Origin of the sequence: Klebsiella sp. CD33 (assembly GCF_051992865.1) — a bacterium.
GTDB classification, from domain to species: domain Bacteria; phylum Pseudomonadota; class Gammaproteobacteria; order Enterobacterales; family Enterobacteriaceae; genus Klebsiella; species Klebsiella pneumoniae.
In genome coordinates, this window is the sequence record NZ_CP197023.1 from 630,228 (window position 1) to 652,383 (window position 22,156).

22 protein-coding genes are annotated in these 22,156 nt (G+C 59.8%); 9 read left to right on the plus strand and 13 right to left on the minus strand.

All coding sequences use genetic code 11. The annotated features are described in order from the left end of the window. Positions 1–6 precede the first annotated feature (6 nt). Complete coding sequence (gene ygjG, locus ACR809_RS03115) at positions 7–1,386, minus strand: putrescine aminotransferase (RefSeq protein WP_122051051.1); 1,380 nt, start codon at positions 1,384–1,386, stop codon at positions 7–9. Between the two features lie 257 nt (positions 1,387–1,643). Further along, on the minus strand, positions 1,644–2,198 hold the full coding sequence (locus tag ACR809_RS03120) for a PadR family transcriptional regulator (RefSeq protein ID WP_002917718.1): 555 nt from the start codon (positions 2,196–2,198) through the stop codon (positions 1,644–1,646). Between the two features lie 237 nt (positions 2,199–2,435). Between ACR809_RS03120 and ACR809_RS03125 the strand changes: the two genes are divergently transcribed. Further along, positions 2,436–3,212, plus strand: coding sequence for a siderophore-interacting protein (locus ACR809_RS03125; RefSeq protein ID WP_004144829.1), 777 nt, complete (start codon positions 2,436–2,438; stop codon positions 3,210–3,212). A 155-nt stretch (positions 3,213–3,367) separates the two neighbouring features. Here the strand turns inward: ACR809_RS03125 and ACR809_RS03130 are convergent, their stop codons facing one another. From ACR809_RS03130 to ACR809_RS03150, 5 genes are all read right to left on the minus strand, one after another. Then, entirely contained in the window at positions 3,368–5,017 is a 1,650-nt protein-coding gene (locus ACR809_RS03130) for a glycerone kinase (RefSeq protein ID WP_004185760.1), read from the minus strand. Between the two features lie 75 nt (positions 5,018–5,092). Further along, positions 5,093–6,514, minus strand: a complete 1,422-nt coding sequence (gene dhaM / locus ACR809_RS03135) for a dihydroxyacetone kinase phosphoryl donor subunit DhaM (protein WP_004185754.1) — start codon at positions 6,512–6,514, stop codon at positions 5,093–5,095. Positions 6,515–6,524: 10 nt separating this feature from the next. Next, positions 6,525–7,157 carry a dihydroxyacetone kinase subunit DhaL gene (gene dhaL, locus ACR809_RS03140; protein WP_004181378.1) on the minus strand — a complete coding sequence of 211 codons (633 nt, stop codon included), beginning with the start codon at positions 7,155–7,157 and terminating at the stop codon, positions 6,525–6,527. A 10-nt stretch (positions 7,158–7,167) separates the two neighbouring features. After that, positions 7,168–8,238, minus strand: coding sequence for a dihydroxyacetone kinase subunit DhaK (dhaK, locus tag ACR809_RS03145; RefSeq protein WP_002917682.1), 1,071 nt, complete (start codon positions 8,236–8,238; stop codon positions 7,168–7,170). Between the two features lie 155 nt (positions 8,239–8,393). Continuing rightward, positions 8,394–8,579 carry a hypothetical protein gene (locus tag ACR809_RS03150; protein ID WP_020324489.1) on the minus strand — a complete coding sequence of 62 codons (186 nt, stop codon included), beginning with the start codon at positions 8,577–8,579 and terminating at the stop codon, positions 8,394–8,396. Positions 8,580–8,848: 269 nt separating this feature from the next. Here ACR809_RS03150 and ACR809_RS03155 point away from each other — a divergent pair, with 269 nt between their 5' ends. Both ACR809_RS03155 and dhaR read left to right on the plus strand, forming a co-directional pair. Next, the gene (locus ACR809_RS03155; protein WP_002917681.1) at positions 8,849–9,946 is read left to right on the plus strand and encodes a glycerol dehydrogenase; all 1,098 of its coding nucleotides are present in this window, start codon (positions 8,849–8,851) and stop codon (positions 9,944–9,946) included. Positions 9,947–10,047: 101 nt separating this feature from the next. Then, positions 10,048–11,973, plus strand: coding sequence for a dihydroxyacetone kinase operon transcriptional regulator DhaR (gene dhaR, locus ACR809_RS03160; RefSeq protein ID WP_002917680.1), 1,926 nt, complete (start codon positions 10,048–10,050; stop codon positions 11,971–11,973). On the opposite strand, the gene ACR809_RS03165 is transcribed toward dhaR, so the two are convergent. Genes ACR809_RS03165 through ACR809_RS03180 form a run of 4 tightly spaced genes read right to left on the minus strand, consistent with a single transcriptional unit; the run spans position 11,951 to position 14,469 of the window. Then, entirely contained in the window at positions 11,951–12,481 is a 531-nt protein-coding gene (locus tag ACR809_RS03165; RefSeq protein ID WP_002917679.1) for a cob(I)yrinic acid a,c-diamide adenosyltransferase, read from the minus strand. The genes dhaR and ACR809_RS03165 overlap by 23 nt on opposite strands. Continuing rightward, positions 12,482–12,835, minus strand: a complete 354-nt coding sequence (locus ACR809_RS03170) for a glycerol dehydratase reactivase beta/small subunit family protein (protein ID WP_021440747.1) — start codon at positions 12,833–12,835, stop codon at positions 12,482–12,484. It lies immediately after the preceding gene. Between the two features lie 20 nt (positions 12,836–12,855). Next, the gene (gene dhaT / locus ACR809_RS03175; protein ID WP_004150927.1) at positions 12,856–14,019 is read right to left on the minus strand and encodes a 1,3-propanediol dehydrogenase; all 1,164 of its coding nucleotides are present in this window, start codon (positions 14,017–14,019) and stop codon (positions 12,856–12,858) included. Between the two features lie 21 nt (positions 14,020–14,040). Beyond that, positions 14,041–14,469, minus strand: a complete 429-nt coding sequence (locus tag ACR809_RS03180; RefSeq protein WP_015875176.1) for a GlcG/HbpS family heme-binding protein — start codon at positions 14,467–14,469, stop codon at positions 14,041–14,043. 413 nt (positions 14,470–14,882) lie between these two features. On the opposite strand from ACR809_RS03180, the gene ACR809_RS03185 reads away from it, so the two are divergent. Genes ACR809_RS03185 through ACR809_RS03205 form a run of 5 tightly spaced genes read left to right on the plus strand, consistent with a single transcriptional unit; the run spans position 14,883 to position 20,268 of the window. Continuing rightward, the gene (locus ACR809_RS03185; RefSeq protein WP_002917676.1) at positions 14,883–16,550 is read left to right on the plus strand and encodes a propanediol/glycerol family dehydratase large subunit; all 1,668 of its coding nucleotides are present in this window, start codon (positions 14,883–14,885) and stop codon (positions 16,548–16,550) included. Positions 16,551–16,562: 12 nt separating this feature from the next. Beyond that, positions 16,563–17,147: a propanediol/glycerol family dehydratase medium subunit gene (locus ACR809_RS03190; protein ID WP_021440746.1), complete on the plus strand. Its 585-nt coding sequence runs from the start codon at positions 16,563–16,565 to the stop codon at positions 17,145–17,147. A gap of 2 nt (positions 17,148–17,149) precedes the next feature. After that, positions 17,150–17,575: a glycerol dehydratase small subunit DhaB3 gene (locus tag ACR809_RS03195; protein WP_002917670.1), complete on the plus strand. Its 426-nt coding sequence runs from the start codon at positions 17,150–17,152 to the stop codon at positions 17,573–17,575. A gap of 12 nt (positions 17,576–17,587) precedes the next feature. After that, positions 17,588–19,411, plus strand: a complete 1,824-nt coding sequence (locus ACR809_RS03200) for a diol dehydratase reactivase subunit alpha (protein WP_004174234.1) — start codon at positions 17,588–17,590, stop codon at positions 19,409–19,411. Between the two features lie 53 nt (positions 19,412–19,464). Then, positions 19,465–20,268 carry an MIP/aquaporin family protein gene (locus ACR809_RS03205; protein WP_002917658.1) on the plus strand — a complete coding sequence of 268 codons (804 nt, stop codon included), beginning with the start codon at positions 19,465–19,467 and terminating at the stop codon, positions 20,266–20,268. 51 nt (positions 20,269–20,319) lie between these two features. Here the strand turns inward: ACR809_RS03205 and hdeB are convergent, their stop codons facing one another. Beyond that, positions 20,320–20,625: an acid-activated periplasmic chaperone HdeB gene (gene hdeB / locus ACR809_RS03210; RefSeq protein ID WP_002917655.1), complete on the minus strand. Its 306-nt coding sequence runs from the start codon at positions 20,623–20,625 to the stop codon at positions 20,320–20,322. A gap of 26 nt (positions 20,626–20,651) precedes the next feature. Beyond that, entirely contained in the window at positions 20,652–21,227 is a 576-nt protein-coding gene (locus ACR809_RS03215) for an HdeD family acid-resistance protein (protein WP_002917651.1), read from the minus strand. Positions 21,228–21,467: 240 nt separating this feature from the next. Here ACR809_RS03215 and ACR809_RS03220 point away from each other — a divergent pair, with 240 nt between their 5' ends. Continuing rightward, positions 21,468–22,130 carry a YfdX family protein gene (locus ACR809_RS03220; protein WP_162992567.1) on the plus strand — a complete coding sequence of 221 codons (663 nt, stop codon included), beginning with the start codon at positions 21,468–21,470 and terminating at the stop codon, positions 22,128–22,130. The last annotated feature ends 26 nt before the right edge of the window (positions 22,131–22,156 follow it).

Genomic DNA, 22,156 nt, shown 5'->3' on the forward strand with positions numbered 1-22,156 from the left:
ACTTTATTACGCTTCTTCGACCGAAACGCGCAGGGCCGCCAGCGCCTTGCGCGCCGCCTTCAGCACCTGTTCGCACTGCTCAAGGGTGAGCGTCAGCGGCGGTTCAATGCGGATCGTCTTGGCGTTGTTTAACGTCCCGGCGACCAGCACCCGCTGTCTGAACATCTCGCTGGCAAAGTCGTAGCCAATCTCGTTATCAACAAACTCCATGGCCATCAGCATGCCTTTCCCGCGCACTTCATTCACCAGGTCCGGATACTCCTGCGCCAGCAGGCGGAAACCGTCCAGCAGCATATCGCCTTTCTGCGCCGCCTGCGCCGGCAGGTTTTGCGTCAGCAGCACGTTGATCGTCGCCAGCGCCGCCGCACAGGCCAACGGGTTGCCGCCGAAGGTGGTGGTGTGCAGGAACGGGTTATCGAAGAGCACCGAGAAGACCTCTTCCGTCGCCACCGTCGCGCCGATCGGCATCACACCGCCGCCGAGCGCTTTCGCCAGACACAGAATGTCCGGCTGGACGTTCTCATGCTCGCAGGCGAACATCTTGCCGGTGCGGCCCATGCCGGTCTGCACTTCGTCGAGGATCAGCAATGCGCCAAACTCGTCGCACAGTTTACGGACCGCCGGTAAGTAACCCGCCGGCGGGAGGATCACGCCCCCTTCGCCCTGAATCGGCTCGAGGATCACCGCCGCGACGTCGTCGCCGGTTTTCTTGCACTCGCTCAGCATGGTGCGCATGGCGTTGATATCGCCGAACGGCACGTGGCGGAAGCCCGGCAGCAGCGGCATAAAGGGTTTGCGGAAGGTCGACTTGGCGGTGGCCGACAGCGCGCCCAGCGATTTACCGTGGAACGCGCCGCTGGTGGCGACGAAGGTAAATTTGCCGCGCGGAGACTGATAGGCTTTTGCCAGCTTCAGCGCCGCTTCTACTGATTCGGTACCGCTGTTGCAGAAGAAACTGTATTTGAGCTTGCCGGGCGTTAAGGCCGCCAGGGTTTTCGCCAGCATCGCGCGTAGCGGGTCCAGCAGCTCCTGACTGTGAAGCGGTTGTTTCGCGAGTTGATTCTCGACGGCGGATACCACAACTGGATTACGGTGCCCTACATTGAAGATGCCAAACCCACCAAGGCAGTCGATAAACTCCTGTCCCTGGGTGTCGACAAGCGTATTTAACCCTCCCGCTTGCCACTCTACGGCTCCGTAATCCCCGCCGGCTGTGACCGATTTTCGATACTCTAAAAACCCCGGATTCACATGCTCTTTAAAGTATTCCCTGACCTCTTGGTTAAGTGCTTTCATTTCCTCATGATCAAGCGTGCGCTTTTCAATGAGATTCAGTGCGTGTGCGCTGCAGGCCAGAGCCGATGCGCTGGAAGGTAACCTGTTCAAAATGTGCTCCTGGGGCGGACGTATCACACGATACTGGATTAAGTATTGCAGGGATTACGCCAGTTCGGCAGAAGCGGTGAAAATCGGGATAAATGCAAAGCAAAAGACGAATTGTGTAAAATTTAATCTCATTGCGCCACTATTGGCACGTTTTATTCCTGAGCTGACGAGATTTTCTGCCTGGCGGCAATAGACGGGGCGATCCGCCGTGGTGCGGGCTGCCCCAGCGCGGGGCAGCCGGTGGTGAAAAAAGAGGCTTAGTCGAGCTGAGAGATCTCCATCGCCGCCCGGTCAATAATGCCGATGATCTGCTTGAGCTGGGCGGCACTGCTGGCCTGCTGGTTCACTTTCAGGTCGAGGACCGCTTTGAAGTTTTCCAGCGCGCGCTTCATCTGCGGATCGCGGCGCAGCTCGCAGCCGACCATCCGCGCCTGCAGGCGCTCCTGGATATGGGCCAGGTGCTCCTGGTTCTCGGCGTGCAGCTGTTTTCCTTCCTCGCTGATAAGGATTTTCTTGCGTCCGTTGTCGTCTTCCACGCTGATAAGGCCCTGGTCCTGGAGCAGATCCAGCGTCGGATAGATCACCCCCGGGCTGGGGCTGTAGTTCCCCTGGGTAAGCGTTTCGATCTCTTTGATCAGCTCATAGCCATGGCTGGCGCTGCGGCTGAGGATATCCAGAATGATCAGCCGCAGTTCGCCGTGGCCAAAGAAACGCTGGCGACGTCCGCCGCCGCGGCGGCCATGGTCGCCGTGTTCGCTGGGATCACCGTGGCGCCCGCGTGGCCCACGCCCTTCTTCATGATGATGTCGCATGGTTACCTCCTGCTGTTTTTGATATATCTAATTTATATCTAAAAAATGAATGTTCGCAATGCTGGTTGCTATTTATTTTTTAAGCTGTTGATATATATGTGATTGTTTTCTGGATGTGGATTTTGATGCGGTTTGTTTTGACTATATCAAAAAAAGACTTGCATTCTTTTTAGTTGGCAATCATTATCATTTGCATCAAGTTTAGATATATCTATTTACCGTTCACGAAGGCAATCGATGATGACAAAAACCAAAGCAGACAAGTACCCGCAGCGTGTCCGCAATGAGCTGCGTTTCCGTGAGCTGACGGTGCTGCGCGTGGAGCGCGCAGGCGCGGCGTTCCAGCGTATCGTGCTGGGAGGCGAGGCGCTGGAAGGCTTCGCCTCTCACGGCTTTGACGACCATACCAAGCTTTTTTTCCCCGAGCCGGGCGCGGCATTTACCCCGCCGCAGGTGACCGAGGAGGGGATTGACTGGGGGGAAGGCGTGCGGCCTGCCACCCGCGACTATACGCCGCTGTACGATGCCGAACGTCACGAGCTGGCTTACGATTTCTATATCCACGATGGCGGTATCGCCAGCCGTTGGGCGCTGGAAGCAAAAGTGGGCGATAAGCTGGTGATCGGCGGCCCGCGCGGCTCGCTGGTGGTGCCGGAAGATTATGCCTGGCAGCTGTATGTTTGCGATGAGTCCGGCATGCCGGCGCTGCGCCGTCGTCTGCTGGGATTACGCCAGCTGCCGGCGAGGCCGCAGGTGACGGCCATCGTTACTATCGCCGATGCGTCGTATAAAGATTATCTGGCGGATCTCGACGGCTTTAACATCGAGTGGGTGGTGGGCCACAATCCGGCCTTCGTCGCCGAGCGTCTGGCGCAGGTGAAGGTGCCGGCGGAGGATTATTTTATCTGGCTGACCGGCGAAGGCGCGGTGGTGAAATCGCTGCTGGCGCGCTTTGAAGACGAGAGCATCGATCAGCAGCTGGTGCGTTCCCAAGCGTACTGGCACAGCAAGTAAAAAGCCATCGTGGTAAAACCCGGATAGCGGCGCGTCGCGCCTTATCCGGGCTACCGGCGGTGCCGTTTTTTGTCGGGTGGCGGCTTACGCCTTACCCGACCTGCTATTCGGCGGTGTTACATCGCCCCGGTAAGCGCAGCGCCACCGGGGAAGGCTTAGCGTTCCGCCAGCGCCTTAAACACCATCGCCACCGCGTGGGCGCCGGGGTCCATGTTGCCGAGCAGGCTATCGCTGTTGAGATAGGACGCGCGTCCGGCGCCGGCTTTGCTTGACTGGCAGGTGCGATCCGCCCCGGCCTGCGCCGCGGCGAAAGCGGCCTGCAGATTCTCCGGTTCGGCCAGCAGCGCCGCCAGGGCCGGCTGCAGAGCGTCGATCATCGTCCGGTCTCCCTCATCGGCGCCGCCGTAAAACTTCATCTGTTCCAGACCGGCGTTCAGCGCCTCGGCCACGCTGGCGCCTTGCCCCAGCTTCTGCCCGGCAGCGGTGAAGAAGATAGACATCAATACCCCGCTGGAGCCGCCCATCACCACCGTCAGGCGTTCGCCGATCAGCGCGAAGAGCGTTGGCAGATCGTTCAGGGGCAGCTGCTGACGCTCGAGCCGCTCGGCAATTTCACGCGCCCCGGCGGCGAAGGTGGAGCCGGTATCGCCGTCGCCTACTTTGGCATCCAGCGCGTTGAGATGTTCTTCAAGATCGATGAGGGCGCCGGTCACCTGCGCCACGTAATCGCCCACCTGTGGGTTGGCCGAGGGCGTAAAATCCACCCGGGCGCTGTCGAGGGTGGACGGCACGACGTTGATAGTCCGCGGCTGCACCGGCTTCTGCCAGCTGGCGGTTTCCACATCCGACAGCAGCGCTTTCTCAATACTCTCCTCCAGCACGATGGCGGTCAGCGAGAAGCCTTTCATATCCAGCGCCGTCACCAGCGAGGCCGGGCCTATTAACCAGTCAATGCGCGCCTGCAGCGGGGTGTTGGCCAGCTCGCGGGTCAGAATCGCCATCTCAGCCACCGACACGCCGCCGAGGTTATTGAGCATCACCGCCAGGCGGCCGGTTTCCGGTAGGGCGGCGGTCAGTTTTTCCACCATTAGGTTAACGATTTCTGCACTGTTTTGCGTGGCGATCGTCGAGGCGCCCGGCTCACCGTGGATGCCCATTCCCAGCTCGGCGTGACCGGCCTGATGGCGCGGCGCGCTGTCGGCTTCCTGCGGCAGGTGGCAGCTGGCCAGCGCCACCCCGATGCTGGCGGTATGGCTGGCGGCGTATTGCGCTTCACGCAGGACGGTGGCGAGGTTGAAGCCGCGCTCGGCGAAATAGCCCGCCACTTTATGCACCAGAATGGTCCCGGCGATGCCGCGCGGCTGTTTGTTATCCGGCAGCGAAATATCGTCGCCGACGATCAGCATCTCCACGTTGTAGCCGAGTCGGCGCGCTTTCTCCGCCGCCAGACCGAAGTTAAGCCGATCGCCGGTGTAGTTTTTGACGATCAGCAGGCAGCCCGCCTCGCCGGTCACTGCCTGAATGGCGGTGAGCACCGCGTCGACGCTCGGCGAGGCGAACAGATCGCCGCAGACCGCGGCGGTCAGCATGCCTTTACCAATAAAGCCGACGTGCGCCGGTTCATGGCCGGCGCCGCCGCCGGAGATCACCGCCACGTTGTTTTTATTCAGATCGCGACGGACCACCACCCGGATCGCCGGGTCGCTCTCCAGACGGGCGAGGTTATTCCACGGGCTGGCGATAATGGTACCCTCAATCACATCGTTGACGAGGCTGGCGCGCTGGTTAAAAAAGAATTGAGACATAGTGGTTCCTGAAGAGTAAGCGAAAACTCACCCTCCGGAGGCAGGCCCCCGGAGCGGTAACGGTCAACGTGAATTTTAGTCACGGATAAGGCGCTGGTGGCGCATATCGAGCACGATAGTCTCGCCGGGCTGCACGCTGTTCAGCGCCTCGCCCTGCTGGCTCAGCCAGGCGATCCCCGCCGCGCGGGCGATAATCGCGCCGTGAGCCTGTTCGCTGCCATCGCGCAGGCACAGGCCTTTAACGAAGCTGGCATCCAGCTGTAAGACGGTTGAGGGATAAATGTTGTCGGCAATAATAATTGTTGGCTCGCCGGGCGTCGGCACTCTCTCCTGAACGCCCTGCAGATGGCGCAGGGTGCGCTGCAAAATATCTTCGATATCGATATAGCGCGCCTGCAGGTAGGGGTCATCCAGCTGGCGATACTGCTGGCTGAGCTCCATCAACACCTGATGCCATGCCCATTCCGCCGTGCATTGTTCGGTGAGCAGACGATCGTTGGCGGCATCAAACAGATCGTCATCGTCGAGCAGGGTGTGGTGCCCGGCGAAGATCGCCGCGATATCGGCGTGAAATTTATTTTCCGCCAGCTCGGTCAGTGCGATAAGATCCGCCAGCGTCTGGTCAATGGCCTGGCGCAGGCGCTGCTGCTCGCGGGCGGCATCGGCGGCAGCCGGGCGGAGCGGCTGGATCAGGGCCAGCGGATAGCGCAGGGCAGCGCCTTCGACGCGCTCGGGCGTTGCCGGAGCCGCTGCCGGTTTCGCCGCAGGCGATTCACCGAAGTTATCGGCGGCCAGCGCCTGAAACGCCGCCAGCGCCGCGTCGGCATCCGGACCGCGGGCCAGCAGGCGCAGCTTATCGTTGCGGCGGACCTGCAATAGCGCGATTTGGTTGAGGCTGTCCGGTTTGACGCACTTCCCGTTTTTCTCCAGCAGCAGATCGGCGTTAAAGCCCGCCAGCGCGGCGACCAGCTTCGACGCCGGACGCACGTGCAGGCCGTTATGATTGTTAATAATGACTGACACCGATTTTGTGTCGCCGTCGTCGGCAAGCATCGGCGCCGGCGCGGCGTCAGAAGTTGGCGAAGGTAAACCCAGCTGAACCCGCTTGGCCTCCAGGGCGCTCATGGCGTCGGCGATCACCTTGTCGATCCCGGCGCCGGAGGCAGCGCTGACGGTGGCCGCCAGCGTCCCTTCCACCAGCGGCGCGGCGCACAGTCGCACCTTCGCGGCAATCGCCGGATCGAGCAGATCGAGGGCGGTTTCGGCGCTGAGCAACGCGCTGCCGATATCCATCATCACCAGCACGTGATCGGTATCGGCCACGGATTCGATCGCCTCCATGACTTTAAGCGGATCGGTGCCGATCGGGCTGTCGGGATCGTCGATCCCGGCGGCGATCGCCAGTTTGCAGCCATCGTTGATTAACATCTGCCGGGCCAGTTCTCCGACACCTTCGCCCAGCCGGGCGCTATGAGAAACAATAACCAGGTTTACCATCGCGATTTCCTTACTCTTTGGCGGCGGCGGCCAGCATCTGAACCATAAACAGCACCGAGGTCGCGCCGGGATCCTGATGTCCGATGCTGCGCTCGCCGAGATAGCTGGCGCGGCCTTTACGCGCCTGCATAGTGATGGTGGCGTGGGCCGCACGCTCGGCCACTTCGCAGGCGGCATCCAGCGCGGCGGCGATCGACAGGTGCTGCTCGCTGGACTGGCGCAGGGAGTCCACCACCGGCAGCCAGACGTCGCACATGGTTTTATCCCCTGGCTCCGCTTTGCCGCGGTTGACGACACCGTCCGCACCTTCGCGGATCATCAGGTACAGCTCGTCGAGCGTCAGGCTCTGGTGGGCCTGGGTCACCTGCGCGGCGCGAATGAAGAAGGTGCCGAACAGCGGGCCGCTGGCGCCGCCGACGTTGGAGAGCAGCGTCATGCCGGTGTTTTTGAGGATAAAGCCAATATCTTTATCGGCAATCGACGGCAGCTTTTCGACCACTTTACTGAAACCGCGGTGCATATTGAGACCGTGGTCGGCGTCGCCAATCTCTTTATCGAGGCCGGTGAGAAAATCGCTCTCTTTGGTGAAAATATCGCCGCAGCGGTACAGCCAGTCGACGATTTGCGTTCTGTTCAGTGACATGTCGTGCTCCTTAGTTTCCCCAGTTCAGCGCCGGGGTGTGAACCGGGGCGTCCCATAGCGTCAGCGTCTCGTCATCCACTTTCAGCAGAGTGATAGAGAAGCCTGCCATATCCAGCGAAGTACAGTAGCTGCCGATGAGGTTGCGTTCGATGATGATGCCGGACGCTTCGCAGCGCTGGGCGAGGCGGTTATACACGCCATACAGTTCGGAAAGCGGAGTGGCGCCGAGGTTATTAACCAGCGCGATAACCCGGTCGCCGTTTTGCAACGCGGTTTTGCTCTGCTGCACTTCCTGCCACGCGCCCTTGACGGTATCCCACTGGCGCAGCGTGCGGCTGTAAGCGCCGTTTTCCAGCAGGGTATCGAACATCTCATCGACGGTTTGGTCCAGCGAGCTGAAGCGGCGGCGGTCGATGCCCGGCTCGCCGTGAATGCCGACGCCGAACTCCATCTCGTCATCTTTCAGCGTAAAGGAGGGCTGCCCGGCAGCCGGTACGGTGCAGGCGCCAAGGGCGATACCAATCGAGTGGCCGAGATTGTTCAGGCGGCGGCCCAGTTCAGCGCAGGCTTCCAGCGAGTCGCCGCGCTCGGCGGCGGCGCCGACCAATTTTTCGATCAGTACGGTGTTGGCGACGCCGCGACGACCGGCGGTATAGAGGCTGTCTTTCACTGCCACGTCGTCGTCGACCACCACGGTGGTGACTTTAATGCCGCTCTCATGCAGCAGCTCGGTGGCGGTCTCAAAATTCAGGATGTCGCCGGTATAGTTTTTGATAATCAGCAAGACGCCTTCGCCGCCGTCAATTTGCATCGCGCATTCAAACATTTTGTCCGGCGTCGGCGAGGTGAATATTTCCCCCGGACAGGCGCCGGAGAGCATGCCCTGGCCGATATAGCCGCAGTGCATCGGTTCATGTCCGCTGCCGCCGCCGGAGAGCAGGGCCACCTTGCCAGCCACCGGCGCGTCGGTGCGGGTCACATACAGCGGGTCCTGATGCAGGGTCAGCTGCGGATGGGCTTTAGCCAGCCCCTGTAATTGTTCATTCAGTACATCTTCAACACGGTTAATCAGCTTTTTCATTATTCAGTGCTCCGTTGGAGAAGGTTCGATGCCGCCTCTCTGCTGGCGGAGGCGGTCATCGCGTAGGGGTATCGTCTGACGGTGGAGCGTGCCTGGCGATATGATGATTCTGGCTGAGCGGACGAAAAAAAGAATGCCCCGACGATCGGGTTTCATTACGAAACATTGCTTCCTGATTTTGTTTCTTTATGGAACGTTTTTGCTGAGGATATGGTGAAAATGCGAGCTGGCGCGCTTTTTTTCTTCTGCCATAAGCGGCGGTCAGGATAGCCGGCGAAGCGGGTGGGAAAAAATTTTTTGCTGATTTTCTGCCGACTGCGGGAGAAAAGGCGGTCAAACACGGAGGATTGTAAGGGCATTATGCGGCAAAGGAGCGGATCGGGATCGCAATCCTGACAGAGACTAGGGTTTTTTGTTCCAATATGGAACGTAAAAAATTAACCTGTGTTTCATATCAGAACAAAAAGGCGAAAGATTTTTTTGTTCCCTGCCGGCCCTACAGTGATCGCACTGCTCCGGTACGCTCCGTTCAGGCCGCGCTTCACTGGTCGGCGCGGATAACGCCAGGGCTCATCATGTCTACATGCGCACTTATTTGAGGGTGAAAGGAATGCTAAAAGTTATTCAATCTCCAGCCAAATATCTTCAGGGTCCTGATGCTGCTGTTCTGTTCGGTCAATATGCCAAAAACCTGGCGGAGAGCTTCTTCGTCATCGCTGACGATTTCGTAATGAAGCTGGCGGGAGAGAAAGTGGTGAATGGCCTGCAGAGCCACGATATTCGCTGCCATGCGGAACGGTTTAACGGCGAATGCAGCCATGCGGAAATCAACCGTCTGATGGCGATTTTGCAAAAACAGGGCTGCCGCGGCGTGGTCGGGATCGGCGGTGGTAAAACCCTCGATACCGCGAAGGCGATCGGTTACTACCAGAAGCTGCCGGTGGTGGTGATCCCGACCATCGCCTCGACCGATGCGCCAACCAGCGCGCTGTCGGTGATCTACACCGAAGCGGGCGAGTTTGAAGAGTATCTGATCTATCCGAAAAACCCGGATATGGTGGTGATGGACACGGCGATTATCGCCAAAGCGCCGGTACGCCTGCTGGTCTCCGGCATGGGCGATGCGCTCTCCACCTGGTTCGAGGCCAAAGCTTGCTACGATGCGCGCGCCACCAGCATGGCCGGAGGACAGTCCACCGAGGCGGCGCTGAGCCTCGCCCGCCTGTGCTATGATACGCTGCTGGCGGAGGGCGAAAAGGCCCGTCTGGCGGCGCAGGCCGGGGTAGTGACCGAAGCGCTGGAGCGCATCATCGAGGCGAACACTTACCTCAGCGGCATTGGCTTTGAAAGCAGTGGCCTGGCCGCTGCCCATGCAATCCACAACGGTTTCACCATTCTTGAAGAGTGCCATCACCTGTATCACGGTGAGAAAGTGGCCTTCGGTACCCTGGCGCAGCTGGTGCTGCAGAACAGCCCGATGGACGAGATTGAAACGGTGCTGGGCTTCTGCCAGCGCGTCGGCCTGCCGGTGACGCTCGCGCAGATGGGCGTCAAAGAGGGGATCGACGAGAAAATCGCCGCGGTGGCGAAAGCTACCTGCGCGGAAGGGGAAACCATCCATAATATGCCGTTTGCGGTGACCCCGGAGAGCGTCCATGCCGCTATCCTCACCGCCGATCTGTTAGGCCAGCAGTGGCTGGCGCGTTAATTCGCGGTGGCTAAACCGCTGGCCCAGGTCAGCGGTTTTTCTTTCTCCCCTCCGGCAGTCGCTGCCGGAGGGGTTCTCTATGGTACAACGCGGAAAAGGATATGACTGTTCAGACTCAGGATACCGGGAAGGCGGTCTCTTCCGTCATTGCCCAGTCATGGCACCGCTGCAGCAAGTTTATGCAGCGCGAAACCTGGCAAACGCCGCACCAGGCCCAGGGCCTGACCTTCGACTCCATCTGTCGGCGTAAAACCGCGCTGCTCACCATCGGCCAGGCGGCGCTGGAAGACGCCTGGGAGTTTATGGACGGCCGCCCCTGCGCGCTGTTTATTCTTGATGAGTCCGCCTGCATCCTGAGCCGTTGCGGCGAGCCGCAAACCCTGGCCCAGCTGGCTGCCCTGGGATTTCGCGACGGCAGCTATTGTGCGGAGAGCATTATCGGCACCTGCGCGCTGTCGCTGGCCGCGATGCAGGGCCAGCCGATCAACACCGCCGGCGATCGGCATTTTAAGCAGGCGCTACAGCCATGGAGTTTTTGCTCGACGCCGGTGTTTGATAACCACGGGCGGCTGTTCGGCTCTATCTCGCTTTGCTGTCTGGTCGAGCACCAGTCCAGCGCCGACCTCTCCCTGACGCTGGCCATCGCCCGCGAGGTGGGTAACTCCCTGCTTACCGACAGCCTGCTGGCGGAATCCAACCGTCACCTCAATCAGATGTACGGCCTGCTGGAGAGCATGGACGATGGGGTGATGGCGTGGAACGAACAGGGCGTGCTGCAGTTTCTCAATGTTCAGGCGGCGAGACTGCTGCATCTTGATGCTCAGGCCAGCCAGGGGAAAAATATCGCCGATCTGGTGACCCTCCCGGCGCTGCTGCGCCGCGCCATCAAACACGCCCGCGGCCTGAATCACGTCGAAGTCACCTTTGAAAGTCAGCATCAGTTTGTCGATGCGGTGATCACCTTAAAACCGATTGTCGAGGCGCAAGGCAACAGTTTTATTCTGCTGCTGCATCCGGTGGAGCAGATGCGGCAGCTGATGACCAGCCAGCTCGGTAAAGTCAGCCACACCTTTGAGCAGATGTCTGCCGACGATCCGGAAACCCGACGCCTGATCCACTTTGGCCGCCAGGCGGCGCGCGGCGGCTTCCCGGTGCTACTGTGCGGCGAAGAGGGGGTCGGGAAAGAGCTGCTGAGCCAGGCTATTCACAATGAAAGCGAACGGGCGGGCGGCCCCTACATCGCCGTCAACTGCCAGCTATATGCCGACAGCGTGCTGGGCCAGGACTTTATGGGCAGCGCCCCTACCGACGATGAAAATGGTCGCCTGAGCCGCCTTGAGCTGGCCAACGGCGGCACCCTGTTTCTGGAAAAGATCGAGTATCTGGCGCCGGAGCTGCAGTCGGCTCTGCTGCAGGTGATTAAGCAGGGCGTGCTCACCCGCCTCGACGCCCGGCGCCTGATCCCGGTGGATGTGAAGGTGATTGCCACCACCACCGTCGATCTGGCCAATCTGGTGGAACAGAACCGCTTTAGCCGCCAGCTGTACTATGCGCTGCACTCCTTTGAGATCGTCATCCCGCCGCTGCGCGCCCGACGCAACAGTATTCCGTCGCTGGTGCATAACCGGTTGAAGAGCCTGGAGAAGCGTTTCTCTTCGCGACTGAAAGTGGACGATGACGCGCTGGCGCAGCTGGTGGCCTACTCGTGGCCGGGGAATGATTTTGAGCTCAACAGCGTCATTGAGAATATCGCCATCAGCAGCGACAACGGCCACATTCGCCTGAGTAATCTGCCGGAATATCTCTTTTCCGAGCGGCCGGGCGGGGATAGCGCGTCATCGCTGCTGCCGGCCAGCCTGACTTTTAGCGCCATCGAAAAGGAAGCTATTATTCACGCCGCCCGGGTGACCAGCGGGCGGGTGCAGGAGATGTCGCAGCTGCTCAATATCGGCCGCACCACCCTGTGGCGCAAAATGAAGCAGTACGATATTGACGCCAGCCAGTTCAAGCGCAAGCATCAGGCCTAGTCTCTTCGATTCGCGCCATGGAGAACAGGGCATCCGACAGGCGATTGCTGTAGCGTTTGAGCGCGTCGCGCAGCGGATGCGCGCGGTCCATGGCCGTCAGCAGGCGTTCGAGCCGACGGGACTGGGTGCGCGCCACGTGCAGCTGGGCAGAGGCGAGATTCCTCCCCGGGATCACGAACTGTTTTAACGGGCCGCTCTCGGCCATATTGCGGTCGATAAGCCGCTCCAGGGCGGTGATCTCCTCTTCGCCGATCGTCTGGCTCAGGCGGGTCAGGCCCCGCGCATCGCTGGCCAGTTCAGCCCCCAGCACGAACAGCGTCTGCTGAATATGGTGCAGGCTTTCCCGCAGCCCGGCGTCGCGGGTCGTGGCGTAGCAGACGCCCAGCTGGGATATCAGTTCATCGACGGTGCCGTAGGCCTCGACGCGAATATGGTCTTTCTCGATGCGGCTGCCGCCGTACAGGGCGGTGGTGCCTTTATCCCCGGTGCGGGTATAGATACGATACATTCAGTTTCTCTCACTTAACGGCAGGACTTTAACCAGCTGCCCGGCGTTGGCGCCGAGCGTACGCAGTTGATCGTCGCTATCGGTGACGTGTCCGGTAGCCAGCGGCGCGTCCGCCGGCAGCTGGGCATGAGTGAGGGCTATCTCGCCGGACGCGCTGAGCCCGATACCCACCCGCAGGGGCGAGCTTCTGGCCGCCAGGGCGCCCAGCGCAGCGGCGTCACCGCCTCCGTCATAGGTTATGGTCTGGCAGGGGACCCCCTGCTCCTCCAGCCCCCAGCACAGCTCATTGATGGCGCCGGCATGGTGCCCGCGCGGATCGTAAAACAGGCGTACGCCTGGCGGTGAAAGCGACATGACGGTCCCCTCGTTAACACTCAGAATGCCTGGCGGAAAATCGCGGCAATCTCCTGCTCGTTGCCTTTACGCGGGTTCGAGAACGCATTGCCGTCTTTCAGAGCCATCTCCGCCATGTAGGGGAAGTCGGCCTCTTTTACCCCCAGATCGCGCAGATGCTGCGGAATACCGATATCCATCGACAGACGCGTGATAGCGGCGATGGCTTTTTCCGCCGCGTCGAGAGTGGACAGTCCGGTGATATTTTCGCCCATCAGTTCAGCGATATCGGCGAATTTCTCCGGGTTGGCGATCAGGTTGTAGCGCGCCACATGCGGCAGCAGGACAGCGTTGGCCACGCCGTGCGGCATGTCGTACAGGCCGCCCAGCTGGTGCGCCATGGCGTGCACGTAGCCGAGGTTGGCGTTATTGAAAGCCATCCCGGCCAGCAGAGAAGCATAGGCCATGTTTTCCCGCGCCTGCAGATTGCTGCCGAGGGCCACGGCCTGGCGCAGGTTGCGGGCGATGAGGCGGATCGCCTGCATGGCGGCGGCGTCCGTCACCGGGTTAGCGTCTTTGGAGATATAGGCCTCTACGGCGTGGGTCAGGGCATCCATCCCGGTCGCCGCGGTCAGGGCGGCCGGTTTACCGATCATCAGCAGTGGATCGTTGATAGAGACCGACGGCAGGTTGCGCCAGCTGACGATCACAAACTTCACTTTGGTTTCGGTGTTGGTCAGGACGCAGTGGCGGGTGACCTCGCTGGCGGTGCCGGCGGTGGTATTGACCGCGACGATAGGCGGCAGCGGGTTGGTCAGGGTCTCGATTCCGGCATACTGGTACAGATCGCCCTCATGGGTGGCGGCGATGCCGATGCCTTTGCCGCAATCGTGCGGGCTGCCGCCGCCCACGGTGACGATGATGTCGCACTGTTCGCGGCGAAACACGGCGAGGCCGTCGCGCACGTTGGTGTCTTTCGGGTTCGGCTCGACGCCGTCAAAGATCGCCACCTCGATCCCGGCCTCCCGCAGATAATGCAGGGTTTTGTCCACCGCGCCATCTTTAATTGCCCGCAGGCCTTTGTCGGTGACCAGCAGGGCTTTTTTCCCCCCCAGCAGCTGGCAGCGTTCGCCGACTACGGAAATGGCGTTGGGGCCAAAAAAGTTAACGTTTGGCACCAGATAATCAAACATACGATAGCTCATAATATACCTTCTCGCTTCAGGTTATAATGCGGAAAAACAATCCAGGGCGCACTGGGCTAATAATTGATCCTGCTCGACCGTACCGCCGCTAACGCCGACGGCGCCAATTACCTGCTCATTAAAAATAACTGGCAGGCCGCCGCCAAAAATAATAATTCGCTGTTGGTTGGTTAGCTGCAGACCGTACAGAGATTGTCCTGGCTGGACCGCTGACGTAATTTCATGGGTACCTTGCTTCAGGCTGCAGGCGCTCCAGGCTTTATTCAGGGAAATATCGCAGCTGGAGACGAAGGCCTCGTCCATCCGCTGGATAAGCAGCGTGTTGCCTCCGCGGTCAACTACGGAAAACACCACCGCCACGTTGATCTCAGTGGCTTTTTTTTCCACCGCCGCCGCCATTTGCTGGGCGGCGGCCAGGGTGATTGTCTGAACTTGTTGGCTCTTGTTCATCATTCTCTCCCGCACCAGGATAACGCTGGCGCGAATAGTCAGTAGGGGGCGATAGTAAAAAACTATTACCATTCGGTTGGCTTGCTTTATTTTTGTCAGCGTTATTTTGTCGCCCGCCATGATTTAGTCAATAGGGTTAAAATAGCGTCGGCAAAACGTAATTAAGGGCGTTTTTTATTAATTGATTTATATCATTGCGGGCGATCACATTTTTTATTTTTGCCGCCGGAGTAAAGTTTCATAGTGAAACTGTCGGTAGATTTCGTGTGCCAAATTGAAACGAAATTAAATTTATTTTTTTCACCACTGGCTCATTTAAAGTTCCGCTATTGCCGGTAATGGCCGGGCGGCAACGACGCTGGCCCGGCGTATTCGCTACCGTCTGCGGATTTCACCTTTTGAGCCGATGAACAATGAAAAGATCAAAACGATTTGCAGTACTGGCCCAGCGCCCCGTCAATCAGGACGGGCTGATTGGCGAGTGGCCTGAAGAGGGGCTGATCGCCATGGACAGCCCCTTTGACCCGGTCTCTTCAGTAAAAGTGGACAACGGTCTGATCGTCGAACTGGACGGCAAACGCCGGGACCAGTTTGACATGATCGACCGATTTATCGCCGATTACGCGATCAACGTTGAGCGCACAGAGCAGGCAATGCGCCTGGAGGCGGTGGAAATAGCCCGTATGCTGGTGGATATTCACGTCAGCCGGGAGGAGATCATTGCCATCACTACCGCCATCACGCCGGCCAAAGCGGTCGAGGTGATGGCGCAGATGAACGTGGTGGAGATGATGATGGCGCTGCAGAAGATGCGTGCCCGCCGGACCCCCTCCAACCAGTGCCACGTCACCAATCTCAAAGATAATCCGGTGCAGATTGCCGCTGACGCCGCCGAGGCCGGGATCCGCGGCTTCTCAGAACAGGAGACCACGGTCGGTATCGCGCGCTACGCGCCGTTTAACGCCCTGGCGCTGTTGGTCGGTTCGCAGTGCGGCCGCCCCGGCGTGTTGACGCAGTGCTCGGTGGAAGAGGCCACCGAGCTGGAGCTGGGCATGCGTGGCTTAACCAGCTACGCCGAGACGGTGTCGGTCTACGGCACCGAAGCGGTATTTACCGACGGCGATGATACGCCGTGGTCAAAGGCGTTCCTCGCCTCGGCCTACGCCTCCCGCGGGTTGAAAATGCGCTACACCTCCGGCACCGGATCCGAAGCGCTGATGGGCTATTCGGAGAGCAAGTCGATGCTCTACCTCGAATCGCGCTGCATCTTCATTACTAAAGGCGCCGGGGTTCAGGGACTGCAAAACGGCGCGGTGAGCTGTATCGGCATGACCGGCGCTGTGCCGTCGGGCATTCGGGCGGTGCTGGCGGAAAACCTGATCGCCTCTATGCTCGACCTCGAAGTGGCGTCCGCCAACGACCAGACTTTCTCCCACTCGGATATTCGCCGCACCGCGCGCACCCTGATGCAGATGCTGCCGGGCACCGACTTTATTTTCTCCGGCTACAGCGCGGTGCCGAACTACGACAACATGTTCGCCGGCTCGAACTTCGATGCGGAAGATTTTGATGATTACAACATCCTGCAGCGTGACCTGATGGTTGACGGCGGCCTGCGTCCGGTGACCGAGGCGGAAACCATTGCCATTCGCCAGAAAGCGGCGCGGGCGATCCAGGCGGTTTTCCGCGAGCTGGGGCTGCCGCCAATCGCCGACGAGGAGGTGGAGGCCGCCACCTACGCGCACGGCAGCAACGAGATGCCGCCGCGTAACGTGGTGGAGGATCTGAGTGCGGTGGAAGAGATGATGAAGCGCAACATCACCGGCCTCGATATTGTCGGCGCGCTGAGCCGCAGCGGCTTTGAGGATATCGCCAGCAATATTCTCAATATGCTGCGCCAGCGGGTCACCGGCGATTACCTGCAGACCTCGGCCATTCTCGATCGGCAGTTCGAGGTGGTGAGTGCGGTCAACGACATCAATGACTATCAGGGGCCGGGCACCGGCTATCGCATCTCTGCCGAACGCTGGGCGGAGATCAAAAATATTCCGGGCGTGGTTCAGCCCGACACCATTGAATAAGGCGGTATTCCTGTGCAACAGACAACCCAAATTCAGCCCTCTTTTACCCTGAAAACCCGCGAGGGCGGGGTAGCTTCTGCCGATGAACGCGCCGATGAAGTGGTGATCGGCGTCGGCCCTGCCTTCGATAAACACCAGCATCACACTCTGATCGATATGCCCCATGGCGCGATCCTCAAAGAGCTGATTGCCGGGGTGGAAGAAGAGGGGCTTCACGCCCGGGTGGTGCGCATTCTGCGCACGTCCGACGTCTCCTTTATGGCCTGGGATGCGGCCAACCTGAGCGGCTCGGGGATCGGCATCGGTATCCAGTCGAAGGGGACCACGGTCATCCATCAGCGCGATCTGCTGCCGCTCAGCAACCTGGAGCTGTTCTCCCAGGCGCCGCTGCTGACGCTGGAGACCTACCGGCAGATTGGCAAAAACGCTGCGCGCTATGCGCGCAAAGAGTCACCTTCGCCGGTGCCGGTGGTGAACGATCAGATGGTGCGGCCGAAATTTATGGCCAAAGCCGCGCTATTTCATATCAAAGAGACCAAACATGTGGTGCAGGACGCCGAGCCCGTCACCCTGCACATCGACTTAGTAAGGGAGTGACCATGAGCGAGAAAACCATGCGCGTGCAGGATTATCCGTTAGCCACCCGCTGCCCGGAGCATATCCTGACGCCTACCGGCAAACCATTGACCGATATTACCCTCGAGAAGGTGCTCTCTGGCGAGGTGGGCCCGCAGGATGTGCGGATCTCCCGCCAGACCCTTGAGTACCAGGCGCAGATTGCCGAGCAGATGCAGCGCCATGCGGTGGCGCGCAATTTCCGCCGCGCGGCGGAGCTTATCGCCATTCCTGACGAGCGCATTCTGGCTATCTATAACGCGCTGCGCCCGTTCCGCTCCTCGCAGGCGGAGCTGCTGGCGATCGCCGACGAGCTGGAGCACACCTGGCATGCGACAGTGAATGCCGCCTTTGTCCGGGAGTCGGCGGAAGTGTATCAGCAGCGGCATAAGCTGCGTAAAGGAAGCTAAGCGGAGGTCAGCATGCCGTTAATAGCCGGGATTGATATCGGCAACGCCACCACCGAGGTGGCGCTGGCGTCCGATGACCCGCAGGCGAGGGCGTTTGTTGCCAGCGGGATCGTCGCGACGACGGGCATGAAAGGGACGCGGGACAATATCGCCGGGACCCTCGCCGCGCTGGAGCAGGCCCTGGCGAAAACACCGTGGTCGATGAGCGATGTCTCTCGCATCTATCTTAACGAAGCCGCGCCGGTGATTGGCGATGTGGCGATGGAGACCATCACCGAGACCATTATCACCGAATCGACCATGATCGGTCATAACCCGCAGACGCCGGGCGGGGTGGGCGTTGGCGTGGGGACGACTATCGCTCTCGGGCGGCTGGCGACGCTGCCGGCGGCGCAGTATGCCGAGGGGTGGATCGTACTGATTGACGACGCCGTCGATTTCCTTGACGCCGTGTGGTGGCTCAATGAGGCGCTCGACCGGGGGATCAACGTGGTGGCGGCGATCCTCAAAAAGGACGACGGCGTGCTGGTGAACAACCGCCTGCGTAAAACCCTGCCGGTGGTGGATGAAGTGACGCTGCTGGAGCAGGTCCCCGAGGGGGTGATGGCGGCGGTGGAAGTGGCCGCGCCGGGCCAGGTGGTGCGGATCCTGTCGAATCCCTACGGGATCGCCACCTTCTTCGGGCTAAGCCCGGAAGAGACCCAGGCCATCGTCCCCATCGCCCGCGCCCTGATTGGCAACCGTTCCGCGGTGGTGCTCAAGACCCCGCAGGGGGACGTGCAGTCGCGGGTGATCCCGGCGGGCAACCTCTACATTAGCGGCGAAAAGCGCCGCGGAGAGGCCGATGTCGCCGAGGGCGCTGAAGCCATCATGCAGGCGATGAGCGCCTGCGCTCCGGTACGCGACATCCGCGGCGAACCGGGCACTCACGCCGGCGGCATGCTTGAGCGGGTGCGCAAGGTAATGGCGTCCCTGACCGACCATGAGATGAGCGCGATATACATCCAGGATCTGCTGGCGGTGGATACGTTTATTCCGCGCAAGGTGCAGGGCGGGATGGCCGGCGAGTGCGCCATGGAGAATGCTGTCGGGATGGCGGCGATGGTGAAAGCGGATCGTCTGCAAATGCAGGTTATCGCCCGCGAACTGAGCGCCCGACTGCAGACCGAGGTGGTGGTGGGCGGCGTGGAGGCCAACATGGCCATCGCCGGGGCGTTAACCACTCCCGGCTGTGCGGCGCCGCTGGCGATCCTCGATCTCGGCGCCGGCTCGACGGATGCGGCGATCGTCAACGCGGAGGGGCAGATAACGGCGGTCCATCTCGCCGGGGCGGGGAATATGGTCAGCCTGTTGATTAAAACCGAGCTGGGCCTCGAGGATCTTTCGCTGGCGGAAGCGATAAAAAAATACCCGCTGGCCAAAGTGGAAAGCCTGTTCAGTATTCGTCACGAGAATGGCGCGGTGGAGTTCTTTCGGGAAGCCCTCAGCCCGGCGGTGTTCGCCAAAGTGGTGTACATCAAGGAGGGCGAACTGGTGCCGATCGATAACGCCAGCCCGCTGGAAAAAATTCGTCTCGTGCGCCGGCAGGCGAAAGAGAAAGTGTTTGTCACCAACTGCCTGCGCGCGCTGCGCCAGGTCTCACCCGGCGGTTCCATTCGCGATATCGCCTTTGTGGTGCTGGTGGGCGGCTCATCGCTGGACTTTGAGATCCCGCAGCTTATCACGGAAGCCTTGTCGCACTATGGCGTGGTCGCCGGGCAGGGCAATATTCGGGGAACAGAAGGGCCGCGCAATGCGGTCGCCACCGGGCTGCTACTGGCCGGTCAGGCGAATTAAACGGGCGCTCGCGCCAGCCTCTCTCTTTAACGTGCTATTTCAGGATGCCGATAATGAACCAGACTTCTACCTTAACCGGGCAGTGCGTGGCCGAGTTTCTTGGCACCGGATTGCTCATTTTCTTCGGCGCGGGCTGCGTCGCTGCGCTGCGGGTCGCCGGGGCCAGCTTTGGTCAGTGGGAGATCAGTATTATCTGGGGCCTTGGCGTCGCCATGGCCATCTACCTGACGGCCGGTGTCTCCGGCGCGCACCTTAATCCGGCGGTGACCATTGCCCTGTGGCTGTTCGCCTGTTTTGAACGCCGCAAGGTGCTGCCGTTTATTGTTGCCCAGACGGCCGGGGCCTTCTGCGCCGCCGCGCTGGTGTATGGGCTCTATCGCCAGCTGTTTCTCGATCTTGAACAGAGTCAGCATATCGTGCGCGGCACTGCCGCCAGTCTTAACCTGGCCGGGGTCTTTTCCACGTACCCGCATCCACATATCACTTTTATACAAGCGTTTGCCGTGGAGACCACCATCACGGCAATCCTGATGGCGATGATCATGGCCCTGACCGACGACGGCAACGGAATTCCGCGCGGGCCGCTGGCGCCGTTGCTGATTGGCTTGCTGATCGCCGTGATCGGCGCGTCGATGGGGCCGCTAACCGGCTTTGCGCTGAATCCGGCGCGCGACTTCGGCCCAAAACTGTTTACCAGTCTGGCCGGGTGGGGCTCGATCGCTTTTACCGGTGGGCTGGCGATCCCTTACTTTCTGGTGCCGCTGCTGGCGCCGGTGGTGGGGGCGATTATCGGGGCGTTTTTGTATCGCAAGCTTATCGGCCGCCATCTGCCGTGCGAATGCGGTATCGATGAGTAAAGCGGGACCCGCCGCAGCGCGGCGGGTTTCCCCGGCCTGATGCCGGGGGGGTTATTTTTTGATGACCGCGCTGAGATCGCCAAGTTTAGCGGCGGGGTTCTTGTGGCACTCCTGCAGCATTTTCGGTACCGAAACGGTCTCGACTTCATGCCAGTCAACATAGTCGCCGCCGCTAAAGTCGGTGTTGCGATTCACTACCCAGAAGGCCACCGGGGTCATGCTTTTTGGGTTCATATCCATAAATTCCTGACAGGTCATATTCTGCGGCGTGGTTTCCTCAACCGCGAACGCCGGGCTGGTCATCAGACAGAATGTGGTAGCCGCCACGGTCAATACGAGTGCTTTAGGTAAATTCATTTTCTTCTCCAGTGACAAAATAGGGCTTAAGCCTGAGCGTGCTTCATTTTATTGCGCAGGACCAACAAGCCGATGGCGCTAAATATCATTTCAACGCCGATAAAGGCGGTAATAAATAACCAGCTTTGCTGCGGGTTCATGGCCAGCCACAGGCAGGCGATAAGTAAATCCAACAGGCCGATAAAAATATTCCAGCCAGCGCCGCTTTGTTTGCGGGTTTGACATCCGTTAACGATGCGGGAAATACCGCCGAGAACAAATAAAAAGCCAAATAAAATGGCCAGACTGCTCATACCGTTGAGAGGATTGACGACAAAGCTCAGGCCGAGCACGATCCAGGCGATGGCGAAGATCAGCGCCACCAGGCGTGATTTCCAGTGCTGCTGGCGGAAGACAATCAGGCTGTACAGCGAATAGAAGCCGCAGATCATCAATAACATGCCGGTTACTGTGGCGAGATACCAGCCGGCGACCAACGGCCAGGCCAGACAACAGGCTCCGCAGATAAACAGCAATACCGCCATCAGGCAGGCATGCCGTTTATATCGAATGAAGACGCGTGGGCTAAACGCATTTAAGGTGTAATGGCTAAACATAAACATAATTGCTCCGCAGATCCCGGTTGGCGGCCTGACGCTGAATAAAAAGCGTGAGGGTTTATTCAGCGGGCCAAAAGAAAGGTCTGAGGAAAATAGTAGGCCGCGCGATCGGCAGGCGTAAATAAGAGCGCCGAGGCCACTTTATACGCCTGGTCTGACAGCTGTCAGACCAGGCCCGCAATATTACTTCCGGGCTCTGATTCTCAATGCCCACGATATTTTTTAAGCTGGCTGCGTTTGGTGATGCTTACCGATTTTAATCAGGAGTCAACGATGAAAAAAGTCATTCTGGCGAGCCTGCTGGCAACCATGATGAGTACCTCTCCGGTATGGGCAACAGATAGCGCGACGGCAGCGCCAGCCGCGGCAGCCACGACGCAGGTACAGAAAGAAGCCGCCGATGTGCTGCAGGTGGCGGTGCAGGGCGCGAATGCGATGCGCGACATCCAGTTCGCCCGTCTGGCGCTGTTCCATGGCCAGCCGGATAGCGCCAAAAAACTGACAGACGACGCCGCCACGCTGCTGGCCGCCGATGATGCCAGCTGGGCGAAGTTTGTGAAAACTGATGCTAAAGCCAAAATGATCGCCGATCGCTATGTGATCATTAACGCCTCTATCGCCCTGTCTGAAGACTATGTGGCCACGCCGGAAAAAGAGAGCGCTATCCAATCCGCCAACGAAAAGCTGGCGAAAGGCGATCAGAAAGGGGCTATCGATACCCTGCGCCTGGCCGGTATTGGCGTGATTGAGAACCAGTATCTGATGCCGCTTAACCAGACCCGTAAGGCGGTAGCGCAGGCGCAAGAACTGCTGAAAGCCGGTAAATATTACGAAGCGAATCTGGTGCTGAAGGGCGCTGAAGAGGGCATTGTGGTGGATAGCGAGATGCTGGTGGCAGGCAACTGATACTTGTTCCACCCTGAGAGAGCGCA